We start from the raw sequence: 23827 nt of genomic DNA, 5'->3' as shown, positions 1-23827 counted from the left end.
CATGACCTCCATTTTTATTCAATTTCATTCTTCTTTAACGAGCACCAACCAATGATACCGAAGAGATTGTATCTCCCATACCAACAAGTGTAACCGGTTTATCAATTAAGATGGTTGGAACTGCAATAATTTCTAATTTCTCATTTGTAAATATTCCTGTTTCCAAGAGCTGATTATCTCCAAAAAGATTGGTTACAGTCGCCGAAAGTCTTGACAATTCATTTAACCCAACCTCCGACACTTCATGATCTTTAGCCCAAAGCAATACTTCTTTTTTATCGATAGCGCCTGTTCCTGCTTTTGCTGCAGCAACAGTAGCCGCTAATTGCATTCCATTTCGGTTCTGAAGAGGAGAAACGCTAAATCCTTTTTCCTGAAGAGTAAGATACAGTCCAAACATATGAAGCTGCATTCTAGAGCAATTGGTATACTCACGAATCTTCAGCATTCCTTCAAACAAGTTCGAACTATTGGTATTTTCTTCACATTTTTGCGCCAATTCGTCCTCCCCAATCACTTCTAAAATATCAATTAATTCCCGTTCGTTAAAACCTAAACTATCAACACAATCAACCAAATTGTCAATTAAATATTTACGTATTACTTTGTTTTGAGTAGATGCAACTTCTAAATGCAGTAAGCTATCCGGACAGGATTCTCTCCATTTTGCAATCATTGCCTTTGAAAAATCGATTCGATCGGTTCCTTTGGTTCCATCACGAAGAGACTCATGAAGCATCTGATAACCAGATAAAATTATATATTCAGGATTGATGTCGTTTTGCGACATTCTGTTTGCAAAATTCCCGTCGATATGCAGTTTAAAATTTAATGGATCGTAGGTTGCAATAAAACGATTTGCTTTCGGGCACACATAAGTTTTACCGTTCAAACTGATAGAATCTCCCTTATCAAATTCGATAATCCAATGAATTAAAGCTAAATCGGAAGAGCGATCGACCTTAGATGCCTGCTTAATTTCGCCGTTTTCATCATTTGTTAATAAATTGGGAAGATCTAAAAACAGTTTAGATTGATCTTTTGGAGCTGATGCACAATGAACATAAACCGAGTTTACACCACAAACAGCCATCACATTTGCAACAATACCGCCCTGGCCTCCCATTTGCATTTTATCGTAACCCACATTTTTGTTTAGCCATTCAAAAACCTCAACATCCTCAATCAACCATTCTTCGGCAATTCCATTTTTAAAACAATTCAGAAAACCACGAATTGCATCTTCATTGCAGCGAATGTTATTCTCTCCTTCACCAAGAATCAAATCTGTGTTCAGGTTATTTTCAGCAATTAGGTTTTGAATTCCTTTGCCGTTCACCTTAATTACGGCATCAACATTGGCATTAAAAGCACTAATCAGTCCATTAATTTCACCCATTTTTTGCAATTGGGCTGATGCTGTCTTGTAGTTTTCAAGCCATTTTGTTTTTAATTCGATCGAAGACATTTGGTCCTATTTTAGAGTTAAGATACTAGGTTTCTAAATTTATCAATTAGCAAAGAAATTAAATTAAATCTCAATTTATAAAAATAGTCCAAGAAAAGCATAAATATATCTCCGCAATGGTTTGAAATAACACATAAAGTTCAACATTCACAATTTCATGTTATCAAATTTTAAGCTAAAAAAAAGCCTGCTCACAATGCAAGCAGACTTTGTATTTAATCAAGTTTGATATTTTTACAGATTGCGAAAAACCAATCCATTTTCCTCAGCATCAATTAGAATATTTTGATTGGGAGCAATACTTTCTGACAAAATTTGTCTTGACAGTTCGTTAAGAACCTCTCTTTGAAGTACCCTTTTTATTGGACGGGCACCAAATTGAGGATCAAAACCAACATTTCCAAGGTAACTAACTGCCTTTTCGCTTAACTCAATACTAATTTCGTTTTTCAGGAGCATTGATTTTACCATCTCAAACTGTAATCGAACAATTTGTTTTACTTCTTCCCGATCCAATGGAGTAAAAACAATGGTTTCATCAATACGATTTAAAAACTCAGGACGAATGGTCTTTTTCAACAAATTGAGAACTTCATTTCGGGCTTCCCAGATTAGTTCTCCCCTATTGTTAGAGTTCATTTTCGAAATCTTTTCCTGAATCAGGTGAGAACCCACATTTGAAGTCATGATGATAATCGTATTCTTGAAATCAACTACTCTTCCCTTGTTGTCCGTTAATCGCCCGTCGTCAAGTACCTGCAGAAGGATATTAAAAACATCCGGATGCGCTTTCTCAATCTCGTCAAGAAGAACAACAGAATATGGCTTTCTGCGAACCGCTTCGGTTAACTGACCACCTTCATCGTATCCAACGTATCCCGGAGGTGCTCCAATCAATCTTGAAACGGAATGACGTTCCTGATATTCGGACATATCAATTCTAGTCATGTAATTTTCGTTATCGAACAGAAATTCGGCCAATGCTTTAGCCAATTCTGTTTTCCCCACTCCGGTTGTCCCTAAAAAGATGAACGATCCAATTGGCCTTTTCGCATCCTGCAAGCCCGCTCTGCTTCTGCGAACAGCATCAGCAACAGCCGAAATTGCCTCCTCTTGCCCAACTACTCGTTTATGAAGTTCAGTTTCCAAGCCAAGCAATTTTTGCCTTTCACTTTTCAACATTCTGTTTACAGGAATACCCGTCCAGCGCGATACCACATAAGCAATATCCTCACTTCCAACCTCCTCTTTAATCATGGCATCTGAATTCTGATTGATTTTCAACTGTTCATTCAAACGCTCAATTTCTTCCTCAACCTCTTTTACTCTTCCGTAACGAATTTCTGCAACTCTGGCATAATCACCTTCACGCTCTGCTTTTTCGGCCTCGTACTTCAGGTTTTCCAATTCTTCCTTATTCTTTTGAATGCCTTCAATTACTTCGCGTTCAGCTTCCCATTTTGCCCGAAGACGATTTCTTTCATCGTTCAACTCAGCAATTTCCCGCGACAAATCTTCCAATTTCTTTTTATCACCTTCCCGCTGAATTGCCATTCGTTCAATTTCCAACTGTTTGATCCTTCGTTCAATTTCATCCAGTTCTTCGGGCAATGAATTCATTTCCAAACGCAATTTGGCAGCAGCCTCATCAATCAAATCAATCGCCTTATCCGGCAAAAACCGATCTGAGATATATCTTTGAGATAACTCAACGGCCGCTATAATTGCTTCATCTTTAATCTGAACCTTATGATGATTTTCATATCGCTCTTTTAATCCACGAAGGATAGAAATTGCACTTAGGGTATCCGGTTCATTCACCATAACCTTTTGAAAACGTCTCTCTAAAGCTTTGTCCTTTTCAAAATACTTTTGATATTCATCTAAGGTAGTCGCACCAATTGCCCGCAAATCACCACGGGCCAATGCCGGTTTTAAAATATTGGCCGCATCCATAGCACCTTCGCCTTTTCCTGCACCAATTAAAGTGTGAATCTCATCAATGAACAAAACAATATCACCATCCGACTCAACCACCTCTTTCACCACTGATTTTAACCGCTCCTCAAATTCACCTTTGTATTTTGCCCCAGCAATCAATGCCCCCATATCCAGAGAAAAAACCTGTTTGTTTTTCAAATTATCCGGAACATCACCCTTAACAATACGATGAGCCAATCCTTCGGCAATAGCTGTTTTTCCCACACCTGGTTCACCAATTAGAATCGGGTTATTTTTCGTTCTCCGCGATAAAATCTGAAGAATTCTTCTTATTTCCTCATCTCGTCCAATTACAGGGTCTAATTTTCCGCTTCTAGCCCGTTCATTTAAATCAATGGCAAATCTTCGTAAAGAATTAAATGTATCCTCAGCAGTTTGAGAATCGACCTTTGCTCCTTTTCGTAATTCATTAATAGCCACAGTAAGGTCTTTTTCATTAATTTGATTATCCTTAAGCAGATTTGAAATTTGATCCTTCCCTTTTAAAAGACCTAACAAAATATGCTCAAGAGAAACAAACTGATCGCCCATTTTATTTGAAATCTCAGTTGAAAACTGCAAAGCACTTGTGGCTTCTCTTGAAAGGTAAGGATCGCCTCCAACTACCTTTGGGTAGCTTTCTAAAACCTTATCTAAGACCAACGAGAAGTTTATTAAGTTTACTCCTAACTTCTTAAATAGAAAATTGGTGATATTCTCTCCTTCTACCAAAACACCCTTCAAAATGTGTCCGGTATCAACTGCCTGCTGTTGTTTACCTGCTGCTAACTGAAAAGCCTTTTCAATTGCCTGCTGCGATTTAATTGTAAAATTATTGTAGTTCATATTTTTGATTTTACGACTTCATTTATTATAAAAATGGCTAATTGTCATTCAAAACGAATCGTTCAAAACATTTGCCAAATCAATAATTTGGTCAACTTGCAGAAAAAATGTCTGAACGAAGGTTAAACAACCAGTCAATTTGACATATTATCAACAACTTACCTGAAAACATTTCCGATATGCTGTTAAACAAACAAAAAAAATAGCGACACATCTGCATAATTATATATATTTACAAACTGAAATTTAAAACAAATATGAAACATCCATGCCAAAATAATTTTCACCTACAGGGAGATGATTATTACCCCAGGATAAGTTCCATATGACAACTAAAAACAAATTATAAACATATGAAAGCTACAACAATTTGGACTAATCAAATGACATCTACAGTAACAAATAATAGAGGTCATGAAGTAATTCTTGATTTACCACAAGCAAAAGATGGACTGAACCTTGGTGCAACTGCATTAGAATTGTGCTTAATGAGTTATTCTGGCTGTGTAAATACAATTTTTAATGTTGTTGCAAAAAAAATGAGAATTGAATTTACCGGTCTTGATGTAGATACTACCGGATCTCTAAAAGATGGCGCTCCTACATTTACCGATGTTGAAATTGAATTAAGAATTGATTCAGAAGCTAGTAATGAAAAAATTGAAAAGTGCTTACAACAAACTTTGAAAATGTGTCCTGTAGGTGTTTTATTTCACCAAGCAGGTGTAAATACAACATACAAAATTGAAAAATTACAAAAAGCATAAACTGAAACTAAATCAGTAATCTAATCCCTTGTTTGCGCAAGGGATTTTTTTGCATTTACTGCCATTAACAAATCATTAACGCCAACACAGCCTTCTACTTGTTTACAAATAAAAGACTAATTTGTATCTTATTTCACAAAAAATAAATAGAATATGAAAATTTTACTGGTGACAGCAATATTCTTGACCAGTCTTACAAGTTTTGGTCAGAAGGAACAAAGCAGCATATTGGTAGGGCAAAAAGCTCCTATGTTTAAGGCAATGGATCAATATGGCAAAACAATAGCAAGCGATGAAATTTTAAAGAATGAGCAATTAATCGTTGTATTTTACCGCGGACAGTGGTGTCCTTACTGTAATAAGCACCTATCTCATCTACAAGATCATGTTGGAGATTTTAAAAAAGCAGGTGCCCGATTGGTAGCAATTACTCCAGAAACCACTATGAATGTTAGTAAAACCATAGATAAGACAAAAGCAGAATATTCCATTCTGCACGATGTAGATTCCAAAATCATGAAACAATACGGTGTTGATTTTGTATTACCTGAAAAATTACAGAAAAAATATAAGGAATATGGTATTGATCTTGTCGTTTCAAATGGGAATGATGATCAGACACTTCCTGTTCCAGCAACTTATGTGATTGGAAAAGATGGTATCGTAAAATATGTGCAGTATGATCCTGATTACAAAAACAGATCGAATGCTAAAGAAATATTAAAACATTTGTAATATTTTATTATTCGCTTAATTACAAAAAAACATCTCCAACAAAAAAGGAGTTAAACCATTAATTTTAACTCCTTTTCATATTTTATCAATCACAATTACTTCAGACGTTTTCTGGTAATTCGTATGTGACCTTCGGGGAGTATTTTCACCCATAATATTTCTATCAGAAGCAATAGTCTTCTTAAAGCATCGAAATAAAGTGTAAAGTAAAAAAACAAGCTGGTTAACCAGATGATAATCACATTAAACCAAAAAGTATTCACAAGATAATTGCCAATTCGTTTCTGAGATGAAAATAGTTGAGCTCTTCCCATTTTGTTCACGGGAATTTGAAAAACAGGGTCTTTCAATTGAATCAATTCACCTTTAAATTCAACAATTTTATTTAGCTCTCTTCTATTTAAAACAATCTGTTCAATAGCTTCATTATGGTGTTTTTGTTTGAATTCAAACAATCCTTTTTTACCTCCGTACTGTTCCAATAAGTTTAGGTAAGCCTGATCTCTTTTATCTGACTCGGTTTTGTAATTAGCCCACCCGTTTTGCTTAATTTTCTTTAGCCATTCCAACAAATCAACCGAAGAGTTCACAAATCCGTTTTCGGTAAGTTCCACTCCACTTGGCAAAGTATATAAGTCTGCCAATTTTCCAAATTCGTTCTGCAATACCTGCAACTGTTTTAAATTACCTGTTTGCAACCAGCTTTGGTATCGTTGCTTTAATTCTGGAATATAGAATGATGACCGAAACGAAGCCTCGCTCATTTTTTGTTCATAATCAAAAAACTGACTCTCAAAATCGTTGTTTCTGAATTGTTCAACTATTAATGCTTCATAAGCCCAACGCGAAGTCATTAAATCGCCAACAAACGGCACATATTTTTGCGAAGTTATAGCTGGGTGTAATTTGGTAAAGTTCACAATTACACCTGAAAACAATAGCTGTGGCACCAAAATAAAAGGGATGGAAACATAAACCGCCACAACAGTATTCAAGGCTGCCGACAAATTTAAGCCAATCATATTAGCGCAGGCTGATGCCGTATACAAAACCAACCAATATTCTAAAGTCAATCCTTTAATTTCGAGAATAGTATTAGCTATTAAAACAAACAGCAAGGTTTGAATTGCCGAAATTACAAGCATCACAATTACCTTTGAGTTTAAGTAGCTAAACCGGCTTAAATTTAGAAAGGATTCCCTCTTCATAATTCTCCGGTCATGAAGAATTTCTTCCGCCGAAATAATCAATCCTAAAAAAAGAGATACCACCACAGCCATAAAAATAAAGGAGGGGATATTTTCATTATTTGAGAAAATATAAGCCGTAGGATCATCATCCGTGCCACTAATATATTTGGTGAAATATCCCAATATAACTGCTAAAACAGGAGCTTCAAGCAGAGTAATAAAAATGTACTGTTTATTGCTGATTTTGGCCTTTACATCACGCGCCAAATAAATCTTTAACTGTTCTGTTCGTTTGGGAATACTGAAATAATTGATCGGAATCATTCGTTTCCGCTTTGGCACCTTAACCGGATTCTTTGCTTCAATATTCTCTTTGTACAATTCATACCATTCATCGGAACTTCTCTTTCTTTTACGGATTTGCCTGCCGTACTCATTCATCATCCGTGTTTCCACAATCCTTAGAATCTGCTCCGAATTTACATTACCACAAGTCAGGCACTCGCTTTCATCTGCTTTAACATACTGGCTTTGAGTTTTAAAATAGACGACTGCATCAATTGGATTTCCAAAATAGATCACTTTTCCACCTTGATCCATAATAATTAACTTATCCAGCAGCTTAAAAATATCTGATGATGGCTGATGAATGTTACACATCACCAATTTCCCTTTTAAAACCTGTCTTTTAAGCAACAGCATCACCTTTTCCGAATCCATACTCGATAATCCGGAAGTAGGCTCATCCACAAACAAAACCGAAGGTTCCCGCATTAATTCCAATGCGATATTTAAGCGCTTTCTTTGTCCGCCACTCAAAACCTTATTAATAGGATCTCCAACTTTTAAATCTCTGGCTTCAACCAAATCAAAATTTTCAATGGTATCGTCTATAATGTTCTCAATTGTTTTCTCATCCAAATTATCGAAACATAACTTGGCATTAAAAAACAAATTCTGGTAAACTGTTAATTCCTCAACCAGCAAATCATCCTGAGGAACGTATCCAATAACACCCTCAAGTTCCTCTTTATCCTTATGGAGATTATATCCATTAATATATATATCGCCCTGATTTAAAGGCAAATTCCCATTCAACACATTTAGCAATGTAGATTTTCCTGTACCACTGCCTCCCATTATTCCAATCAGCTGTCCTGATTCTACATGAAAATTAACCGGGAATACACCATTATTAGAACCTGGGAACTTAAATTCAATATTTTTAGCTACGAAGCGAATATCCGAAAGATTTTTTCGCTCAATAAATACTGATACAATTTGGGAATAGTAAATTGGGTCAATTCTATGACTTCTAATCACAGATCCATACGAGAGTATATAGGCACGATCCAATTTAATATTGTGACCGTTTAAAAAAAGATTGTATTCACCAAAATATTTCATCAGAAAAGTATTTGTACTTTCAAGATGAAGAATAAATAACCGACCACGTAGTCTGGGACTAAAAATATGCTTTACAACCTCATGTTCAAAGGTTTCATTAGCATCAATAATTAATAAATACGGATTAAACGGAATAGAATATTCGGTTCCTAAAATAAACTGCAGACTGTATTCAAATTCTTCTTTAGGAATCTTAAAAGCTTTCGATACAGTCTTTACAAATCCAAGTTCTTCCGGACCTGTAAATTCAGAATCATCAATAAATTCAAGAAGCTGCAACATAATCCAAACTTTCTGTTCCTGCTCTGCCTCCTCAACTAATTTTGCACAAACATCTGCCACTTGCTTGTGCTTGTTTTGAATTGTATCCTTATTTCCTTTGGTGTAATATGATTCTTTTAGGTAACGATTGAAATTATCCAAATATCTTTCATGCCATTCCTTACTAAACCGCTTCACTAAATACTTTGAAACAACATCTCGCGCAGCGACCTCAAAACCAACCTGTTGTTCATCCACAATAATGGCAAAAAGTTGCATTAGAGCATTTAGTACTGACTCATTCATGGGGTAATTATAGAAGTTAAATTTTTGCTAAAGGCCTAATTTAGATAAATTCCCCGAGCTATGGAAAAGTTCTTTTTTATAAGGCCCAAATTCCATAAGGTAATTCCCTAAGATTAATTTAGAAACAATCAAAATCAGATCCCGTTTATCCTATTTCAGAACAGTAAAAAAACACATTAAGGATTTTTAACATCTATTTATAACCGTTTATCAAAGATTTTCGTATATTTATAATAATAGACGATACAAAAGGTTTTTTTCATAGATAATAGATTTAGGTTATTGATTAGATTAAAAAGCCTAGGTGATTACCTAGGCTTTTTTTTAAATTATTTATTTTGGGAAACCTATGTTGCAGCAAACTTACCGAGCTTCGTATTTTTAGCAACAATTAACATCTGTTAAAAGCACTTAACAAAAGAATGTGGTATGTTTGTAAGGTAGACGAATAATAAACGTTTTTTTCATAGATAGTAGATTTAGGTTAGTAAATAGTGGTTAGTAGAAAAGCTTGGGTGGGGATCCAGGCTTTTTTCTGTTCACCGTTTTTTTCATTTCTGATTTAAATTTAAAGCAAAAAAGAATCAGCTGTAAAAAACCCTTTTAGCATTCTTTAACTTTTGTTAAATCCACTTAACGAAAGAATGCAGTATGTTTGTAAGGTAAACGAGTGGTAAACGTTTTTTCATAGAAAATAGATTTAGGTTAGTAATTAGTGGTTAGTAGAAAAGCTTGGGTGGGGATCCAGGCTTTTTTCTGTTTGCTACTTTTTTCATTTCTGATTTAAAAGCAAAGAAGAATCGGCTATAAAAAAACCTTTTAGCATTCTTTAACTTTTGTTAAATCCACTTAACGAAAGAATGCGGTATGTTTGTAAGGTAAACGAGTGGTAAACGTTTTTTCATAGAAAATAGATTTAGGTTAGTAAATAGTGGTTAGTAGAAAAGCTTGGGTGGGGATCCAGGCTTTTTTCTGTTTGCTACTTTTTTCATTTCTGATTTAAAAGCAAAGAAGAATCGGCTATAAAAAAACCTTTTAGCATTCTTTAACTTTTGTTAAATCCACTTAACGAAAGAATGCGGTATGTTTGTAAGGTAAACGAGTGGTAAACGTTTTTTCATAGAAAATAGATTTAGGTTAGTAAATAGTGGTTAGTAGAAAAGCTTGGGTGGGGATCCAGGCTTTTTTCTGTTTGCTACTTTTTTCATTTCTGATTTAAAAGCAAAGAAGAATCGGCTGTAAAGAAACCTTTTAGCATTCTTTAACTTTTGTTAAATCCACTTAACGAAAGAATGCAGTATGTTTGTAAGGTAAACGAGTGGTAAACGTTTTTTCATAGAAAATAGATTTAGGTTAGTAAATAGTGGTTAGTAGAAAAGCTTGGGTGGGGATCCAGGCTTTTTTCTGTTTTTATAAATACGTTAAAAATAAACCCTACTGAATAAGTATAAAAGAGTACATATAGTTTATAATTACTTAAGATCATCTTAATGTAGTTTACTCGTCTCTTGTCTACTTTTGAAATGTAAAAACACACAAATGTTTTTTTTCATAGATTAGTTACTATTAGTGGTTAGATTAAAATCCGGGTGGGGACCCGGATTTTTTCATTCCCGCATCCGCTATGTATTCTTAGCCTAATACTTTCTCAAAACAAACGCTTTCCTTCACGTCTTCATATTGCCCGTAATTAGGGATAAAATGGTAACCATTCTTTTGATATAGTCCGATTGCCTCGGGTTGTTTCACTCCAGTTTCCAATGTGCATTTTTCAAATTCCAGCTCACCGGCCCAGTTTTCTAATTCCTGTAAAACTTTCGATGCAATCCCCTTCCCTCTGCACTCCGGTAAAACAAACATGCGCTTTACTTCCATAACTAATGGTTCGTATTCCTTTATGGCACCGCAACCAACTGGTTTGCCATCTTCATAAGCCAATACCACATAGTTAATTTGATCCAACTTATTGAATTGAGAATAAAAAGCATGATCCTCTCCATCCCGTATTGCTAAATCGGCATCAAGAAATCTAACAAGATCAATGAAATCTTTATTTTCGGAGTTCGTTCTTTGAATTTCAATCATGGATTTATCAATTTATTTGCACGTGAATATGATCATCATGCCTAACAGCACCACAACCATGAAACCTAATACGCTTATCAGTAAGATTCAATCTACGTTTTAAATGTGGCTCAACAAACAATTTTCTTAGTTTTTTATGATTCAAGATAGCTTCGATTAATTCTTTTGTTCCCTTCTCCGAAAATCGCAAATCAGGATTAATACTTCCCAAAGTCAGATATTTAGGATAATCGTATTGAAAGTACCCTTTCTCCATACAATCTTTACATTGATTGAATTCATCTTCATGAGCTTCTTCAAAAATGCCATAACCGCTTAGCGACTTTCCCTTGTTAACTATCTTTCCGCTTTCATCTTCATACACCAAACTAAAGTCTATTTTGCAACCATCGTTGTGGCTAAGATGCGGTAACAGTGGAAAACCTTTTATAAATGGAAAGCAGGCATCCAAATATCGAATTTGAACTTCAGATTTATCGCACATTAACCGATTTGAAATATCTCTCAGAAACTCATTTGTTTCACCAGTCACATAATTACGATTTAATAAAACTGTTATATAACCAGCTGGCCTCAAATGAGAATTAGTATTGATTTTTTGTCTTCCGAACAAAGGTGCGATAAGAGGAACAATAAGAAATGTAATTAGCAGATACAAGCTTGAGAATATCAAAATTGATTTTCCGTACATTTTGTATCTTATCTTTTTTGACACGGCAATGCTAATCAAATATACAATTCCTCCAATCTGGCTTATAACAGTTAAGATCGCAAAGATCAGAAATCTCCAAATGCATTTTAAAACTTCTTTCATTATTGATTCAAATACTCCTTTAACCTTTGATTGATAAAATACTCCCAGCCATCAGTGCATGACTCTCTAGAAAATTCGGGTATATCCTGCGGGAATGTTTCCAGTCCCAAATTAGTGATACGCAAAAGAGTTTCAATGTCCCGGTCAAATAATTCAAAACTTACAAAAGCATTCCCATACATATTTTCGTACCGCCAATTGTAAACAATTTTCTCAAATGGAATGACCTCAGTAATTTTCCAAATGTGCATGAATTGTCTTTCTCCGGCATCAACATTAAATCTGGTTTCGAACCCCACTTCGGGAATAAAATCGGGTATATTTTCGAAGAACCATTCGCGCATCTTGTTAGGATCAGTAATAGTACTCCAAACCTCTTCTTTCGGTTTATTGAAGGTCTGCTCGACGACAATTATTTGGTTTCTGCTGTTCATGAGTTTAGTTTATTAGTAAACTCATTAATCACTCTTAGTGCCTGTTCCTTATCTTTTGCAAAAATCACAACGTCAACAGGATTGATCCCACCTGCAGAAACATGCCAAGGAGCAATAGTTCCCATTAGCTCGTTTTTTATATTTACAGCAATCCCATTCTCGGTAAGGATATCCTTTATCATTTCTGAATCTATCGGGTTTCCCGAATAAATTACAATTAAATCCAAATCATCTTTATTTGCAGTCATATCATCAAATAATAAACAGTTTCATAAATTTGCTTCTCTTATTTTATCAAAATCGATCTTTAAATTAATTATTAATCACTAATAGTCCATAATATTTATCCAGAAAAAGATGGTGGAAATACTTAAAACCGGTACTCCTTAAAATACATAAACTTTATAGGTTCATGTTAAAATATCTTAAAAACAACTTAGGTTAGCTCCTTCTTGTTTATTTTCTATTTTAATTTTTAGCTCAAAATTGTACTTTCGCTTGCATTGGAAATGAGAATTATATTGTTGTCTTCAATTTACAGCGAATACAAAATTTCACATCAAAAAATTATTTTATCAATAACCTTAAAAAGAAGTATCAAAAAATGAAACGTACTAGTATTATTCTTGCCTTTTTAGCTGTTGTTGTATGTCTTAGTGCTTGTAAAAAAGTTCCGAGATCGGGTAAAGTTAACTTCAAATCGAGCACTGACAGTCTTAGTTATGCTTTAGGATATATTGAAGCCAACAATTTCAAAAAATCATTCGAACGAATTCCGTTCCAAATGGATTCGGCAGGTTATAAAAATATCGCCATAGCTATTGCAAAAACCAAATTGACAAAAAGCTATTCTGATTTTAGAATCAAGCAATTCGATTCCATTAACGAAGATGCTTTTTACAAAGGGTTTTTAAACGAACTGGCCTATGGAAAATCGTATTTCTCAGAAATGAGTGCGGATTTTTATCTACGAAAAATCTTCAATGAAAAAAAGGCTGTGCAAGATTCCATGCGTAAAGAACTGCAAAAAACCAACCTTTTAAAAGGGCAAAAATTTTTGGGTGAAAATAAAAAACGTAAAGAAATAATTACAACCGAAAGTGGACTTCAATACGAAATAGTAAAAAAAGGTACTGGCAAAATACCTGTTGCTTCGGATCGCGTTAAATGTGTGTATCACGGAACTTTACTTGACGGTACTGTTTTTGATAGTTCGAAAGAACGTGGCGACACAACAACTTTCTACGTAAACCGGGTAGTTAAAGGTTGGACTGAAGCACTGCAGTTAATGCCCGAAGGATCGGAATGGAAATTGTATGTGCCAGCAGATTTAGGATATGGTGAAAGAGGAAGTGGAGAAAAAATAGGTCCGAACGAAACGCTAGTTTTCGATATCAACCTTATCGAAGTAATCGAGAAAAAAGATAAGAAGAAATAAATCATGTAAAATTAAATAGTAAAGGGGATATCGAAAGGTATCCCTTTCTATTTATAATTTGTTTCTAAATTATTGGACAAAAAACTCATTCTTTTAATGGAAGCCTGCAGTAAGCTTACATAGAAAATGTATCGCTTAATGTCATTTCAATCCTTAAAACAAATTATAATTTATAGGATAAAGACCATACTTTACAGGCATTTCAGAAAATTTACACAACGCTTATACTATATTTATAGTAATAATTACTACAAACATAGTAGGAATTAAAAATCAAACTACTATATTTGTAGTAGAAATTAAAAACAATAGACTCTATGGATGTAAAATCATTGACAAAAGCCGAAGAACAAATCATGCAAATTATCTGGAAATTGCGAGAAGCTATTGTTAAAGATGTAGTGGAACAATTTGACGGATCGAAACCAGCCTACACTACAGTAGCAACTGTTCTTAGTGTTTTGGAGAAGAAAGGATTTGTATCTCACCGAAAAATTGGAAACACCAAACTGTTCACACCTGCAATAAGTAAAGCAGAATACACCAAATTTCAATTTAGTTCATTACTTGGAAATTATTTTGGTGGATCGTTCCCAAAAATGGCCAGTTTTTTTGCCAAAGAAAACGATTTGGACATTTCTGACTTGGAAAATATCATGAAACAGGCCGAAGAAGAGATGAAAAAAGATCAACAAAAAGAGAACTAATTATGGAAGCATTGTTTGAATTCTTATTTCGGGCATCGGTGAGTATGGCAGTTTTATTCACCTTGTATTGGTTACAATTGAGAAATTCAACTCATTTTAAAGCCAACCGTTACTTTTTACTGATCAGCCTAATTATCTCGGTTATTGTTGCACTTGTACCTATTCAATATCAGGTAACAGTGCAAACAACGGCAAAAGAAACATTCAACGAATTCAGTGGTGTTTTTAATAACAATATCTCAAGTGAAACTTCAGATATCAACTTGAATAACAACATATCTTTTTCAAGTATTTTGCATCTGATTTACTTTACAGGAATGGTAATTGTGCTGCTAAGAATAGTAATTCAATGCACAAAGCCATTGCAAGTTATAACCAAGTCAACACCTAAAAAAATCAATAATTGTTTGATTTATGAGAATGAGATTTACAATACTCCCTTCTCATTTTTCAATCGCATATTAATCAATCCTAAATATTTTAAACAAGACGAAATCAACGACATTTTAACTCATGAAAAAGTGCACATTCAAGAGCGTCATTGGATCGATCTGTTCATTATAGAGCTGTTAACAGTGTTTTTCTGGTTCAATCCATTTATATGGTTATTTGAACGAGCAATTAAACAAAACCATGAATACCTGGCTGACGAAGGTGTATTAACCCGGGGCCATTCACCTGTCAGGTATCAGGCATTATTAATTAACCAGCTAATGGGCACTCAGGTAATTGGATTAGCCAATCACTTTAGTTCTGCCCAAGGCCCAACCCGATTTAAAATGATGACGAAAGAGAAAACAGCGAAACGCAAATTGTTTCGAATGGTATGGGGAATTCCTGTACTGGCTATTCTTCTGGTGGCTTTTGCCGAACCAGAATACAAAACTACGGTAACTGATCCTGTAACAGAAAATATTTCTGCTATTCCGATAAATAAAGAGACCATTAAAGTACGTGGATCTGTTCGGAATGAAGATGGAACTGTGCTTACAGGTGCATCAGTAATTATAAAAGGAACAACAACAGGTGCTGTTGCAGATAAAAAGGGAATGTTTGAACTGAATGTACCCAAATCTGCAAAAAGTGAAATTGTTGTTTCGTATGTAGGCTACAAAACGGCCGTAATGAAAATAAATCCACAATTGAAAGAACAAACTTTAAATCTTCAACTGGAAAAAGAAGTCATTGGAATTAAAATTAACACCAATACATTGTCTTCAGACAGAGATGTACCTCCACCTCCACCACCAGCTCCTGAAGAATTTTCAAAATCGGATGAACCTGTTTTTATTATTGTAGAGGATATGCCACAATACAATCAAGGATTATACGGATTAGAAAAGTACGTGCAAAAACAAAAGAACAAACTCTTTTTTGAGGGCAAAAAACTTGAAGGAAAAGCAACTGTTGGTTTTACCATAAATGAAAAAGGGGAAGTAACCAATATTCAGATCCTTACCAAAAGCAACGATATAGCTGCAAAAGCTGCCACAAAAATTGCAGGCGAAATGGAAAATTGGAAACCTGGATCACAACGAGGAAAAGCTGTTCCTGTCAATTTTGCGATGGAATTAGAATTTTAAAAAACAAATAAAGTTGAAAAGAGATGCCAAATAATGGTGTCTCTTTTTGTTTTGCATCCACCTAAAAGAAAATCATGAGAAAAATTAATGGGAAACTATGGTGGCAAATCATTACTCATTTTATTTATTCCTACCATTATTGAAAGCCACTAACTAAAGCCTGGTGGCAACTTATAAATCTAAACTATCTTTTATATATTTAACGGTAAACTTAAAATTGACAACAATGACTGTAACAAGATGCAAATGGGCTGGCGACGATCCATTTTATTGCGATTATCACGATAACGAGTGGGGAGCCCCCTTGCACGATGATAAGATGCTGTTTGAATTTCTTATTTTGGAAGGAGCACAAGCTGGTTTAAGTTGGATTACCATTTTACGAAAGCGAGAAAACTACCGCAAAGCTTTCGATAATTTCGATCCAAATATTATTGTGAATTATACTCAGAATAAAGTAGATGAATTACTTCAAAATGAAGGCATTATTCGAAACAAACTGAAAATTATTTCTGCTATAAAAAATGCTAAGGCATTTCTTGAGGTTCAAGAAGAATTCGGCAGTTTCGACAAATATATATGGAGCTTTACGGATGGTAAAACCATTCAAAATCATTGGGCAAGTCTATCTAAAGTTCCTGTCTCTACACCCGAATCGGATGCCATGAGCAAAGATTTAAAAAAGAGAGGTTTCAAATTTGTCGGTCCAACCATTTGTTATGCTTTTATGCAGGCAACAGGAATGGTAAGCGATCATACTACGGATTGCTTTCGCTACAAAGAAGTGTAAAAAGAATTGCCCCCGACGGAAGTCAAGGACAATTCTTTTTAAAAGCTAACTTATGCTCCGAAATTAATTGGTACAGTATACGATACATTTACTGCTTGCCCTTTTTGTTTACCTGGCTTCCATTTTGGAGAACTATTAACAATCTCCAATGCTTTTGCATCCACGTCTTTATCACCTGTCCCTCTTACAACATGAGCATTTGCAACCAATCCTTCTTTTGTTACCAAGAAGGTAATAAAACATCTCTTGCCAATTATATAGTTAGTATCCAATTTAGACACTTCACCAGCAAAGAACTCTTTTAATTTCAAAGCTCCCCCCGGGTACTCCGGCATCTCCTCTACAATAACAAAAACAGGCTCGTCATTATAAATAAATTCTTCCTTTTTAGACCCAATCTTTGAATCCAAATCTGTTTTTAGATTTTGCTCTACTTCTTTCTTTTTATCATCTTCTAAACTAAAATTAATCGGAACTGTATAGGAAACATGTACTGCTTTTCCTTTTTCATAACCAGGTGTCCACTTAGGAATTGAATTCATCACTCGAAGAGCTTCTGCATCCAAAGAAGGATCTACTCCACGAACAACATGGGCTTGCACAACATCACCTTCTTTATTTACGATAAATGTCACAAACACTCGTCCAGAAATACCTTTTTGCCGGGCATCTTGTGGATATTTCACAGATGCAGCAATGTGTTTTTGCAATGCTTCTCCTCCACCAGGATATTGTGGCATCTTTTCTACTATTACGTAAACATCTTCGCCTTTGTACTTTTGCTTTTCCTTTTTAGGCATATCTACAATAATTTGGCCTTGATTATTTTTCAAATCAAAATTAATCGGAAGTGTGTAGGTAACATTCACAGATTTCCCATCTTTGCTTCCTGGAATCCAATTAGGTAAAGTTTTAATCACACGAATGGCTTCAGCATCTAAAGAAGGTGAGACACTTTTTGCAGTGCAAACATTTTCAACAGCACCCAATTTATTTATAATAAATGTAACAAATACTCTACCAGTTTCGCCTTTTTCCTGAGCTTCCACCGGATACTTTATAGTTCTTGCTATAAATTTCTGTAATTCCAAATCTCCTCCTGGAAATTGAGGAGCAACACCATCCATTTGGCTACTATTTACCCTTCCATCAACACTTACTTCATCTTTCTTCTTATCATCTTTTAAACTAAAATTAATCGGCACGGTATAAGTAACATTAACAGCTTTTCCTTTTTCATAACCAGGTGTCCATTTAGGAATTGAATTCATCACTCGAAGAGCTTCTGCATCCAAAGAAGGATCGACTCCACGAACAACACGGGCTTGATCTACTTCACCCTCTTTATTTACAACAAAAGTCACAAATACTCTTCCGCTAATGCCTTTTTGCTTGGCATCTTGAGGATATTTCACCGATTCAGCAATGTATTTTTGCAAAGCAAGTGATCCTCCAGGATACTCCGGCATTTGATCAACTGTAACATAAGTGGTATCCTTTCTTTCAGGATTAACTGCAAATTTTGGCGCTTTACCTGAAACTGGCATTGCATCCACAACTTTTTCAATTTTCTTTTCCTGTGCCTGCACCTCTACTATTTGCAGATTGAATAACAAAACAGCAAATACTACCGGGATAACAATCAATAATTTATAGCGCCTATTTAGCGGGCTTTTTTCTTTCGACATCATAATCATACGTTTTTTAGTGATGGAATAGTTAAAGTTATTGGCTAAACCCAAAACCTCAGTACCCATAATTTGGTTCATTAAAATTGCCTGATATTGTCCGATGTTAAAGCCACGCGCTATTACTCCATCATCAGCCAAAAGTTCATGCGTTTGTTTTACCGCAACCTGATAAAGCCATACAAAAGGGTTGAACCATAATACGATGGTCAACACTTCAACAAACAGCAGATCGATCCAATGCTTTTGCTGAGCATGTACTTTTTCATGCGCAAATATATTATTCAAAGACTTGTCGCTAAACTCCTCTCTGTTCATTACAATGTATCCGAAAAAGGTAAAAGCAGGTATGGATTGATCCAATAGAATTACCTTCTGTTCATCAACAATTTGATACTCTCCCGCTTTTATTAATTGTCTTATCTGGAGAACTTTTAAAACACTTCTTACAAATAAAATTGTGCATACAACCAGATAAATTAAGAGTAGTATCTCTTCCTTGGAAATTAAGGATTTTACAGGCATAATTGCTTCACCGGTAATTGTCTCTGCAAATACATCTCCCATCGCATTATTTACAAATTCTGATTCAACAGTAATCGAGTAAGAAAACTTTAATAGAGGCAGAATTAGAGCTAAAAAAGCACTTCCCAACAGGTAAAAGCGAATTTCTGCGAAGAATCGTTCGTTTCGCAATATCAAAATGTAAATCAGATAAAACAAAATCAGAACAGTCGATGACTGTAGTAAGTAATCCGTCATTGATCCCATATCACTTCTCTTTGTTTATTTCACGTTTAGCAATTTCAATCATCTCTTCCAATTCCTGAATACTTAATTTGTTATCCTTGGCAAAAAAAGAAGCCATTCTCGAAAATGAACCATTAAAATAATTCGTTACCAATGCTCCTGCCTTGTATCCAGAATAATCTTCTTTTGGTATCTTAACAGAGAACACATGAGATTTTCCCTGAGCGATTTTATTCACAAATCCCTTTTTCTCTAAGGCATTCATTACAGTCGCCACCGTTGTATAAGCAGGTTTAGGATCCGGAAAACAAGCTATGGCATCTCTTACATTAGTTTCTTTTAAATCCCACACAATTTGCATCACCTGCTCTTCTGCTTTGGTCAACTCCTTCATATCAATATTTACTTTTAGATTAATCTACTACAAACTTAGTACTAATTTTTTAGTAGACAAATTTTATTACTAAAACTTTAGTAGATAAAACAAATTAGTGTAAGGAGCATTCGATTATTATTCATTTCATCTTGATTACTGTGTGCTATTTTGCTAACTATGCAAAAAATAAGCAATGGAAAAATTTGAATTAGACCCTATTGAATACCCTCTGGGAAAAAGAATAAAAAAGGAACTTTCCTTATTAGCACTTCTAATTGTTATTATCCTGTTTTTTGTGGGCATAAACGTGGTTTATTTAACTACTGTGCTATGTATGCACGTGCTGTTGTTACTTTTAAAAAGGAACAGAATTATTTACAAAATAGAGTTCGATGATCACACAGCCGAAATAAGATTATTCTACTATTACTTAATATTTTTCCGTGGAAAAGAAAAAATAAAGTACGATAAAATTGTTTTTAAAATGGGATTGAAACGATTTGGTTTTGGAAGTGCGGTAGAGACTATTGAACTTTTTAAAGGAAAATTTTTAGCGGGTGAAATAAGAAAAGAAGGCAAATGGAAATGGACTGAGGAAAGTATAAATCAGCTCAACAAAAAATTGATATCTATCAACGAATTAAAATGACTTAACTATTTCAGACCTATTAAGGTATGATTCTTGTGCTTTGGTACGCATAAATCAAATTACAATTTATATATCTTTGGGAAAAGATCATCCTCTTTGTAATTAAAATTTGGACTCATTCGTAAAATAGGTACATATTGTCTGATTCTTATTCTTTCGATAGGAAATCTTCTCCATGCAAATGGGCAAAGGATTTCGCGAAGAGATACGCTTGCTGGAAAAAAACAATATGCCAAATTACAGGACAGCACCTATATCATTTCCAGAGATACAATTGTTTTTCTGTTAGATACCGTAAGAGAAAAACGTTTTAAAAACAATTCGAAAAATGGATCTAAATTTTACAATTCTCTGCAGCAGGGTGCCGGCAAGCGTAAGTTCACCAAGGAATTATACAATTTGTTTTTTATCTCGCCCGACAAACTAAATCCAACTGATACGATAAAAACAGAACGCAGTGAAACCGCTTTCGTGCAATATCAAGGCAAAACAATACGAAACATTACTGTTCGGGTTTTAAAACCATTTGGGCCTACTTTATATGATACAACTCAAGTTGCAACAACCTGGATAGAAACAACCGGAAATAAACTTCATAATACCAGTCGGAAAAATCATTTACGCAAACTGTTACGAATAAAAGAAGGTGATGATGTAGATCCATATAATCTAGCTGATAATGAACGACTAATCCGTCAATTATCATACATTAAAGATGCTTACTTTAGAGTGGTTCCGGTATTGGGTTCCCGTAAATTAGTCGATCTTCAATTGTGGGTTAAAGATCAGTTTTCGTGGGGAGCAAATATGAAGGTTGGCTCCCTAACCTCTACCGATTTTGAAATATACAATCGAAATCTTTACGGATTGGGACATGAATTTAGTAACAGTTTTGAATTTGATTCAAACAAAGATCAGAAATATGGCTACACAGGGAGATATAAAATTAGAAATATCCGAAAATCATATATTGATGCAACTTTTACCTACCAAAACACTTATGAAAAATCGGTTATTCAAATAGATTTAGACCGAAGTTTCGCAACCTACAATACCAAATATGCCGGAGGCTTTACCCTCTCTCAAACCATGAGATCGGACGAAATTCAAAAAGATGATCCGATTATTAACGAAATTCCTTTGGATTTTAATTATGGAAATATTTGGTTTGGCCGTTCTTATAAAATTAAATCAAGAAATCAATTTGCCCGAAGAAAATTATATATAACAGGAAGAATATCCGGTCGGGAATTTTTCGAAAGACCTAAAGTTGGTCCTACACTAAATCAATTTTTCCACAATAATATTCTCTATCTTGCTAGTTTAAGCTTAAGCCAAATTCAATATTACAAGAGTAATTTAATTTACAATTTTGGACGAACCGAGGATATACCATATGGTTCTTTAGCGCAGCTCACCATGGGTTACGAAGACCGGGAATACTCCTATAGAAGGTATTTGGGTTTTGATTTCCAAAAAGCAGTTTACCTTCAAAAAAGCAGAACTTATTTCTTTAATCGTGTTGCGCTTGGCGGATATTTTAATTCAGAAAGGTTTGAACAGGGTGTCTTGCTTGGTCAAACAAAGTTCTTCAGTCGCATCCGTAATCTCGGATCTCTTCGTCTTCGTAATTTTGCAGATTTGCAATATACACTGGGAATAAGAAGATTTCCAGAAGAATTCATAAGCTTAATTACTGATACAGGAATACGAGGTTTTTCAAAAGAAGATGTAATAGGCACTCAGAAATTAGTCCTTAATCTGGAAACTGTTGCCTTTACACCTTATACTTTAGGGGGCTTTCGTTTTGCTTTTTACACTTTTGCCGATATGGGATTTATAGGTAGTAATAAAAAGAACATTCTTAAGGAAAAATTCTATTACGGTGTAGGATTTGGTATTCGTTTGCGCAACGAAAATTTGGTATTTAAAACCATACAGCTACGCCTTGCTTTTTATCCAAAAGCGCCCTCCGATTTTAACCAGTTTGAATATCAATTATCCGGGGAAGAAAGACCTAAATTCAACAACTTTAGAGTTTCTCAACCAGAAGTAATTCCTTTTGAATAGTTCTTTGGAATTTCTTATCCTTTAAAAATTTAAATCTTATTTTCTTTCCAATTAAATAATTTAAGGTACAACCAGGAACTCAAACCAAGAAATCCGCCATAAAAATACTCCGAAGTCCACACACCTGAAATTGGTAATTTTAAAACTGCGATTAAAAGATAGACTCCGCCCAAATAACATACTAAAACTCCAATCTCGATCAACATAGCATGAAAAGTATTTCCTGTTCCTGAAACACCATGAAAAAGAGTCACTGCAATTGGAAAAATTAAAGTTGCACCAAAAATCACGTACAAAACCGGTTTTGTATCAGCAATCAATCCCAGCTCTTCGGTATAAATTGAAATTATTAATTCGGGATTAATAATACAGATACCCACCAATGTCAAAACCGAAAGAAAGGATAACTTAATTGTCCGCCAAATAACCGGCATAACCTCAGCCGAATGTCCTTCCCCAATAACCTGGCTCACCAAAGTATTAGCCGCTGATGCAAAAGACCAAACCGGCACCATCATCAAAACATAAATACTTCTTATAATATTTGAAATTGCCAACTCTCTCTGCCCCATTCTTTCTACCATTAAAAAGAAAACAAACCAACACGACAGAGCCAAAAAATTCTGGATCATCATTGGAAAAGATACTTTGATTAGTCGTGAATAAAGTTCCCAATCAATTTTTGCAAACCCAAATAAATCATAAGTTTTAACAGGTACTCTTTTTAGAGTATAGACAATAAAAACAAGCATAACACAAAACTCGGCAATTACAGAAGCAAAGGCTGCACCTTTTATTCCCATTTCAGGAAATCCCCACTCCCCAAATATCAGTACGTAATCGAAAAAAATATTAATAATTGCCATAAAAATGGTACTCCAGCCAATTATTTTTGTTTTTGCGATTCCAATATAAAAAGCTCTGAACAATAGATTTACGCAAGCAAATAGGATTCCCCACGCCCGGTAAGAAATGTAATCGATACTGGCATCATATATTGCATTCGATTTCACAATAGCCTTCAAAATAGGCGGAGCTTGTAATTCCATAAAAACGACCAGCAATACGGCCAAAACCAATAAAAAATACAAAGCATGATCGAAGGTTTTACCAACAAGTTTGAGATTTCCTTCCCCCACTCTTCTTGCAATAACAATTTGAGCTCCCAATCCAACCCCCCAGGCAAGCATTACAATCGCAAAATAAAATATTGTTGCAATAGCAGCAGCCCCCAAAGCTGTTTCACTTAGGTGTCCCAAAAAAGCAGTATCGGTAAGAGCAATTATATTTTGTGCTACACTTCCTAAAATAATAGGATAAGCTATTTTCCAGATACTTCTGTAATTGATTTGTGTTTTCAATTTGATATTTTATTTAATGTATGCGCACTTAAAAATCATAATGAGTGACACTTCAGGAACAAAAAAAATCGTCACCTCAAAATTGCCGAAAAATATCGGAATTGGGATGACGATTTATTCAT

18 protein-coding genes are annotated in these 23827 nt (G+C 34.8%); 8 read left to right on the top strand and 10 right to left on the bottom strand.

The features are described 5' to 3' along the window. Positions 1-34 precede the first annotated feature (34 nt). Positions 35-1468: an ADP-dependent glucokinase/phosphofructokinase gene (locus ACY0M5_RS09640; protein ID WP_461631607.1), complete on the bottom strand. Its 1434-nt coding sequence runs from the start codon at positions 1466-1468 to the stop codon at positions 35-37. Positions 1469-1702: 234 nt separating this feature from the next. Next, positions 1703-4294, bottom strand: coding sequence for an ATP-dependent chaperone ClpB (gene clpB / locus ACY0M5_RS09635; protein ID WP_461631606.1), 2592 nt, complete (start codon positions 4292-4294; stop codon positions 1703-1705). Positions 4295-4647: 353 nt separating this feature from the next. Here clpB and ACY0M5_RS09630 point away from each other — a divergent pair, with 353 nt between their 5' ends. Continuing rightward, on the top strand, positions 4648-5061 hold the full coding sequence (locus ACY0M5_RS09630; RefSeq protein WP_124991950.1) for an OsmC family protein: 414 nt from the start codon (positions 4648-4650) through the stop codon (positions 5059-5061). 153 nt (positions 5062-5214) lie between these two features. After that, positions 5215-5796 (top strand): peroxiredoxin family protein, encoded by a 582-nt coding sequence (locus ACY0M5_RS09625; protein ID WP_156196115.1) that lies wholly within the window; start codon positions 5215-5217, stop codon positions 5794-5796. A gap of 95 nt (positions 5797-5891) precedes the next feature. On the opposite strand, the gene ACY0M5_RS09620 is transcribed toward ACY0M5_RS09625, so the two are convergent. The 5 genes from ACY0M5_RS09620 to ACY0M5_RS09600 form a co-directional block, all read right to left on the bottom strand. Further along, complete coding sequence (locus ACY0M5_RS09620) at positions 5892-8960, bottom strand: ATP-binding cassette domain-containing protein (RefSeq protein WP_461631605.1); 3069 nt, start codon at positions 8958-8960, stop codon at positions 5892-5894. A 1632-nt stretch (positions 8961-10592) separates the two neighbouring features. Next, complete coding sequence (locus tag ACY0M5_RS09615; protein ID WP_156197114.1) at positions 10593-11045, bottom strand: GNAT family N-acetyltransferase; 453 nt, start codon at positions 11043-11045, stop codon at positions 10593-10595. A gap of 7 nt (positions 11046-11052) precedes the next feature. Further along, positions 11053-11577, bottom strand: coding sequence for a hypothetical protein (locus tag ACY0M5_RS09610; RefSeq protein WP_461631604.1), 525 nt, complete (start codon positions 11575-11577; stop codon positions 11053-11055). Between the two features lie 281 nt (positions 11578-11858). Continuing rightward, complete coding sequence (locus ACY0M5_RS09605; protein ID WP_156197116.1) at positions 11859-12293, bottom strand: SRPBCC family protein; 435 nt, start codon at positions 12291-12293, stop codon at positions 11859-11861. After that, positions 12290-12541 (bottom strand): putative signal transducing protein, encoded by a 252-nt coding sequence (locus ACY0M5_RS09600; protein WP_156197117.1) that lies wholly within the window; start codon positions 12539-12541, stop codon positions 12290-12292. The genes ACY0M5_RS09605 and ACY0M5_RS09600 overlap by 4 nt, the downstream gene beginning before the upstream one ends. Before the next feature lie 356 nt (positions 12542-12897). Here ACY0M5_RS09600 and ACY0M5_RS09595 point away from each other — a divergent pair, with 356 nt between their 5' ends. From ACY0M5_RS09595 to ACY0M5_RS09580, 4 genes are all read left to right on the top strand, one after another. Continuing rightward, the gene (locus tag ACY0M5_RS09595) at positions 12898-13731 is read left to right on the top strand and encodes an FKBP-type peptidyl-prolyl cis-trans isomerase (protein WP_461631603.1); all 834 of its coding nucleotides are present in this window, start codon (positions 12898-12900) and stop codon (positions 13729-13731) included. Positions 13732-14048: 317 nt separating this feature from the next. Next, positions 14049-14438, top strand: coding sequence for a BlaI/MecI/CopY family transcriptional regulator (locus tag ACY0M5_RS09590; protein ID WP_101310394.1), 390 nt, complete (start codon positions 14049-14051; stop codon positions 14436-14438). 2 nt (positions 14439-14440) lie between these two features. Further along, on the top strand, positions 14441-16021 hold the full coding sequence (locus ACY0M5_RS09585; protein WP_461631602.1) for a M56 family metallopeptidase: 1581 nt from the start codon (positions 14441-14443) through the stop codon (positions 16019-16021). 226 nt (positions 16022-16247) lie between these two features. Then, positions 16248-16811 (top strand): DNA-3-methyladenine glycosylase I, encoded by a 564-nt coding sequence (locus ACY0M5_RS09580; protein WP_461631601.1) that lies wholly within the window; start codon positions 16248-16250, stop codon positions 16809-16811. A gap of 50 nt (positions 16812-16861) precedes the next feature. Here the strand turns inward: ACY0M5_RS09580 and ACY0M5_RS09575 are convergent, their stop codons facing one another. Further along, a complete protein-coding gene (locus tag ACY0M5_RS09575; RefSeq protein WP_461631600.1) occupies positions 16862-19270 on the bottom strand; it encodes a TonB family protein in 2409 nt (802 codons plus the stop codon). A 1-nt stretch (position 19271) separates the two neighbouring features. Further along, positions 19272-19643 (bottom strand): BlaI/MecI/CopY family transcriptional regulator, encoded by a 372-nt coding sequence (locus ACY0M5_RS09570; RefSeq protein ID WP_124991939.1) that lies wholly within the window; start codon positions 19641-19643, stop codon positions 19272-19274. Between the two features lie 175 nt (positions 19644-19818). Between ACY0M5_RS09570 and ACY0M5_RS09565 the strand changes: the two genes are divergently transcribed. Further along, positions 19819-20274, top strand: coding sequence for a hypothetical protein (locus tag ACY0M5_RS09565; RefSeq protein WP_461631599.1), 456 nt, complete (start codon positions 19819-19821; stop codon positions 20272-20274). 399 nt (positions 20275-20673) lie between these two features. Then, positions 20674-22344, top strand: a complete 1671-nt coding sequence (locus tag ACY0M5_RS09560; RefSeq protein WP_124991937.1) for a BamA/TamA family outer membrane protein — start codon at positions 20674-20676, stop codon at positions 22342-22344. 29 nt (positions 22345-22373) lie between these two features. Here the strand turns inward: ACY0M5_RS09560 and ACY0M5_RS09555 are convergent, their stop codons facing one another. Next, entirely contained in the window at positions 22374-23705 is a 1332-nt protein-coding gene (locus ACY0M5_RS09555; protein WP_461631598.1) for an MATE family efflux transporter, read from the bottom strand. Positions 23706-23827 lie beyond the last annotated feature (122 nt).

Source organism: Labilibaculum euxinicum (genome assembly GCF_963678175.1).
Classification (GTDB): Bacteria; Bacteroidota; Bacteroidia; order Bacteroidales; family Marinifilaceae; genus Labilibaculum; species Labilibaculum euxinus.
Note: the sequence above shows the minus strand (reverse complement) of the source record. Positions and strands in the feature narration are given on the sequence as shown.

Excerpts from the sequence above, each read along its gene's own strand:
- ACY0M5_RS09640 (WP_461631607.1), bottom strand. The coding sequence starts at position 1,468 with ATGTCTTCGATCGAATTAAAAACAAAATGGCTTGAAAACTACAAGACA.
- clpB (WP_461631606.1), bottom strand. The coding sequence starts at position 4,294 with ATGAACTACAATAATTTTACAATTAAATCGCAGCAGGCAATTGAAAAG.
- ACY0M5_RS09630 (WP_124991950.1), top strand. The coding sequence starts at position 4,648 with ATGAAAGCTACAACAATTTGGACTAATCAAATGACATCTACAGTAACA.
- ACY0M5_RS09625 (WP_156196115.1), top strand. The coding sequence starts at position 5,215 with ATGAAAATTTTACTGGTGACAGCAATATTCTTGACCAGTCTTACAAGT.
- ACY0M5_RS09620 (WP_461631605.1), bottom strand. The coding sequence starts at position 8,960 with ATGAATGAGTCAGTACTAAATGCTCTAATGCAACTTTTTGCCATTATT.
- ACY0M5_RS09615 (WP_156197114.1), bottom strand. The coding sequence starts at position 11,045 with ATGATTGAAATTCAAAGAACGAACTCCGAAAATAAAGATTTCATTGAT.
- ACY0M5_RS09605 (WP_156197116.1), bottom strand. The coding sequence starts at position 12,293 with ATGAACAGCAGAAACCAAATAATTGTCGTCGAGCAGACCTTCAATAAA.
- ACY0M5_RS09600 (WP_156197117.1), bottom strand. The coding sequence starts at position 12,541 with ATGACTGCAAATAAAGATGATTTGGATTTAATTGTAATTTATTCGGGA.
- ACY0M5_RS09595 (WP_461631603.1), top strand. The coding sequence starts at position 12,898 with ATGAAACGTACTAGTATTATTCTTGCCTTTTTAGCTGTTGTTGTATGT.
- ACY0M5_RS09590 (WP_101310394.1), top strand. The coding sequence starts at position 14,049 with ATGGATGTAAAATCATTGACAAAAGCCGAAGAACAAATCATGCAAATT.
- ACY0M5_RS09585 (WP_461631602.1), top strand. The coding sequence starts at position 14,441 with ATGGAAGCATTGTTTGAATTCTTATTTCGGGCATCGGTGAGTATGGCA.
- ACY0M5_RS09580 (WP_461631601.1), top strand. The coding sequence starts at position 16,248 with ATGACTGTAACAAGATGCAAATGGGCTGGCGACGATCCATTTTATTGC.
- ACY0M5_RS09575 (WP_461631600.1), bottom strand. The coding sequence starts at position 19,270 with ATGGGATCAATGACGGATTACTTACTACAGTCATCGACTGTTCTGATT.
- ACY0M5_RS09570 (WP_124991939.1), bottom strand. The coding sequence starts at position 19,643 with ATGAAGGAGTTGACCAAAGCAGAAGAGCAGGTGATGCAAATTGTGTGG.
- ACY0M5_RS09565 (WP_461631599.1), top strand. The coding sequence starts at position 19,819 with ATGGAAAAATTTGAATTAGACCCTATTGAATACCCTCTGGGAAAAAGA.